Source organism: Bacillus sp. LR_5, from assembly GCF_042709275.1.
The window spans coordinates 1-4016 of record NZ_JAVAXX010000419.1; the positions used below are offsets into that span (position 1 = coordinate 1).

General features: G+C 44.8%; 5 protein-coding genes. 3 read left to right on the plus strand and 2 right to left on the minus strand.

Translation table 11 applies throughout. The annotated features are described in order from the left end of the window. Together yclO and yclN are read right to left on the minus strand one after the other, a co-directional pair. On the minus strand, positions 1 to 771 hold a 771-nt coding region (gene yclO / locus RAC86_RS36125), incomplete at its 3' end, for a petrobactin ABC transporter permease YclO (RefSeq protein WP_377886732.1). Then, on the minus strand, positions 764 to 1714 hold the full coding sequence (gene yclN / locus RAC86_RS36130; RefSeq protein WP_014475804.1) for a petrobactin ABC transporter permease YclN: 951 nt from the start codon (positions 1712 to 1714) through the stop codon (positions 764 to 766). The genes yclO and yclN, both read right to left, overlap by 8 nt. Before the next feature lie 384 nt (positions 1715 to 2098). On the opposite strand from yclN, the gene RAC86_RS36135 reads away from it, so the two are divergent. The 3 genes from RAC86_RS36135 to RAC86_RS36145 all read left to right on the plus strand — a co-directional run bounded on the left by RAC86_RS36135 (position 2099) and on the right by RAC86_RS36145 (position 3900). Next, the gene (locus RAC86_RS36135) at positions 2099 to 3463 is read left to right on the plus strand and encodes an aspartate kinase (protein ID WP_377886733.1); all 1365 of its coding nucleotides are present in this window, start codon (positions 2099 to 2101) and stop codon (positions 3461 to 3463) included. Positions 3464 to 3615: 152 nt separating this feature from the next. Beyond that, positions 3616 to 3729 (plus strand): YjcZ family sporulation protein, encoded by a 114-nt coding sequence (locus RAC86_RS36140; protein ID WP_032728921.1) that lies wholly within the window; start codon positions 3616 to 3618, stop codon positions 3727 to 3729. A gap of 81 nt (positions 3730 to 3810) precedes the next feature. Continuing rightward, the gene (locus tag RAC86_RS36145; protein ID WP_015482794.1) at positions 3811 to 3900 is read left to right on the plus strand and encodes a YjcZ family sporulation protein; all 90 of its coding nucleotides are present in this window, start codon (positions 3811 to 3813) and stop codon (positions 3898 to 3900) included. The last annotated feature ends 116 nt before the right edge of the window (positions 3901 to 4016 follow it).

The following is a 4016-nucleotide window of genomic DNA, read 5'->3' on the forward strand; positions in this document are numbered from 1 at the left end:
TGTTTTCAGGAATTCTCTCGCCAGGTTGACGACCAGAAGGCCTAAAAACATAATCGGCCCGACTAGCGCTGTTGAAACAGAAACCAAAATCGCAACCACGATCAGCATCTGCTTCACCACTTTGTCGTAGTCAATGCCCAAATTCACGGCGTGCTCGCGTCCGAGCGACAGCACATCGAAAAATTTTGTAAAACGCCAGACATAAACGCCTGTCAGCAGGAAGATGATGAACGCGAGCCATAACAAATCCGTATTGATATTGTTAAAGCTGGCAAACATCTTGTCCTGCACAACTTGGAACTCGTTCGGATCAATCAGCATCTGCATAAAAGAAGACAGGCTGCTGAACAGCGTGCCAAACACGATTCCGATAAGCAGAAGGAAAAAGATATTTCTCCCCTCACCCTTGAACATGATCTGATACAAAACAAGAGAAAACAGTATCATCAGCAGAACAGAGATGATAAAGTTGATGTTTTTATTCATGATGACCATATTCGCAGAACCGAACAAAAAGATAATGCCAGTCTGAATCAGCATGTAGAGAGAATCAAGGCCCAAAATGCTCGGCGTCAGGATGCGGTTGTTCGTAATCGTTTGAAAGATCATGGTCGAAAACGCAATCGCTCCCCCCGTCAGCACAATGGCAGCGACTTTTTTGATTCGTCTCGGCAGGGTGTAATCCCAATTGCCTAAGTCATAAAACAAAAACAAGCCTATACATACAATGGCTAAAACAACGAGCAAAGCTATTTTCATCTGGTTACGCATAGGCTTTTCTCCTTAACAGCATAAACAGGAAAATGCCGCTGCCGATGATTCCGACCATCAGGCCAATCGAGATTTCATAAGGGAAGATAATGATTCTGCCCAGTATATCGCAAAACAGCACAAAAACCGCTCCCAACAGCGCAGTATGCGGCAGGCTGCTCTTCAGATTGTCTCCTCTGTAAATCGATACAATATTCGGGATGATTAAACCGAGAAACGGCAGCATACCGACAGTCAAAATGACAAGAGACGTGATCAGGGACACGATAATGAGCCCGATGTTCACAACCCGTTTATACTTGAGGCCGAGGTTGACAGAAAAGCTTTCACCCATACCGGCCAATGTGAATTTATCCGCATACACATAGGCAATGATGACGAGCGGAATACTCAGATAAAGAAGCTCGTATCTTCCTTTCACGACTAAAGAGAAGTCTCCCTGCAGCCATGATGACACATTCTGGATCAAGTCATATTTATATGCGATAAATGTCGCGATTGAACTGACGATATTCCCGAGCATTAAACCGACAAGCGGAATAAAGATGGTGTCGTTAAACTTGATTCTTTCAAGGATTTTCATAAACAGAAAATTTCCTGCAAGGGCAAAGACAAACGCGACCAGCATTTTGATTAAAGGACTGGCGGATGTAAACAGCAGCAAGGAAATTAAAATGCCGAGCCTCGCCCAATCCATCGTGCCCGCCGTCGTCGGTGACACGAATTTATTTCTGCTGATCTGCTGCATAATCAAACCGCAGATGCTCATGCTTAATCCCGCAATGACAATGCTGATCAATCGCGGCAAACGGCTTGCAAACAGCGTTGACGCCTCTTGTTTGCTTAAATCGAAGAGATCAAGCGGCGACAGATCTTCTACACCGATAAATACAGATGTGACTGCTAATATGATAAGTAGAATAAATAAGTAACGTAGCTTCATGCTGCCTCCTTACATCCTTACAGCAAAAAGAACGTATCTCCTACTCCGCAAGGACTCAAAACAATATGGCCATATAGTAATTGATTATCATTATCATTTACATATTACCATTTTTATAGGGTTAGTCAATATTCTTTAAAAATGTTAACCTAGTCATTTATCAATTTTACTAATCATTCTAACCATTTTCCATCCCAAAACGTTAGGCTGTTTACCATATTTATCTTTATAACGCAGGCATACGGTCAGCAAACCTAACATTATTCCTCGTGAAAAATACAAATGTTCTCCTGAGAAAGAAATTCCCCCTTGATTTACAGTACTGAAAGAGAGATAATAAATACTAAATTTGTGTGAAAATTTTAAACATTAGGAGATGTAAACATGAAGGTCGTTAAATTCGGAGGCAGCTCACTTGCTTCAGGCGCCCAGCTTGACAAGGTGTTTCACATCGTTACCTCAGATCCGGCACGGAAAGCTGTAGTCATTTCAGCTCCGGGAAAACGCTATGCCGAGGATACGAAAGTGACTGATCTCTTAATCGCATGTGCAGAACAATATTTGGCAACAGGCAGCGCACCTGAACTGGCGGAAGCTGTTGTGGAACGGTACGCTCTCATCGCCAATGAGCTTCAGCTGGGGCAAAGCATTATCGAAAAAATCAGAGATGATCTGTTTACGCTTTTAGAAGGAGACAAAAGCAATCCCGAACAATACCTTGACGCAGTCAAGGCCAGCGGAGAGGATAACAATGCCAAACTGATCGCCGCTTACTTCCGTTATAAAGGCGTCAAAGCGGAATATGTAAACCCGAAGGATGCCGGCCTCTTTGTGACAAATGAACCCGGCAACGCGCAAGTTCTTCCTGAATCCTATCAAAACCTCTATCGTCTTCGGGAACGTGACGGACTCATCATTTTTCCCGGTTTTTTCGGATTCAGCAAGGATGGCGATGTGATCACATTCTCACGGAGCGGTTCTGATATTACCGGTTCGATTCTTGCCAACGGACTACAAGCCGATTTGTACGAAAACTTTACAGACGTGGACGCTGTGTATTCTGTCAATCCGTCCTTCGTTGAGAATCCAAAGGAAATCAGCGAGCTGACATATAGAGAGATGCGGGAGCTGTCCTACGCGGGCTTTTCAGTGTTTCATGATGAAGCGCTCATTCCGGCATTCAGAGCGGGGATTCCTGTTCAGATCAAAAATACGAACAACCCCTCAGCCGAAGGCACCCGCGTCGTCAGCAAGCGGGATAACACAAACGGGCCTGTCGTCGGCATTGCCAGCGACACCGGTTTTTGCAGCATTTATATCAGCAAATATCTCATGAACAGAGAAATCGGTTTTGGCCGCAGAGCCCTTCAAATCCTGGAGGAGCATGGTTTGACGTACGAGCATGTTCCATCGGGAATCGATGACATGACGATCATTTTACGGCAGGGGCAAATGGATGCCGCCACTGAACGCAGCGTCATCAAACGGATCGAAGAGGATTTGCATGCCGATGAAGTCATCGTCGAGCATCATCTCGCCCTGATTATGGTTGTAGGGGAAGCGATGCGCCACAATGTCGGTACAACGGCAAGAGCCGCCAAAGCATTATCAGAGGCACAGGTGAATATCGAAATGATCAATCAGGGATCTTCTGAAGTGAGCATGATGTTCGGCGTAAAAGAAGCCGAAGAAAGAAAAGCCGTTCAAGCATTATACCAGGAATTTTTCGCGGGCGTGCTGATCTCTTAATCGTACATAAATAGCGGGCGGCAGCGCCCGCTATTTTTTATATCACCTTCATATAGCCGAATTCTTCATTTTTTCTCTTGTCCACTATTATCCCTGCCAAATGGATCGGTTCAGCATATCTTATAGTATCCTTCATAGGGAGGTGAAACCTTATGTCAGGATACTCTAACGGCGGCGGTTACGGCGGCATCAGTTCTTTCGCTTTAATCGTTGTATTGTTTATTCTTTTAATTATCGTAGGGGCTGCGTTTGTTGGCGGCTTCTAAGCTGCTGACCGTCTCTGCGGGACCCTGTCCGCCACAGTTTTGCAGCATTTGCTGAAGCAATCTCGCAAGGAGGTGCACAAAATGTCAGGTTACGGAACTTCTTTCGCTTTGATTGTTGTGTTATTTATCCTCTTGATCATTGTGGGAACTGCATTTGTAGGAGGCTACTAAATAAACGTAATCTCCATGAAGGCGGCACCGCAAGACTATGTCTTGCGGTGTTTTTGAAAAGAAAAACCCCTTCTCGCAAATGAGAAGGGGCTTGTTCTTACGTCATTCCTCTTTCT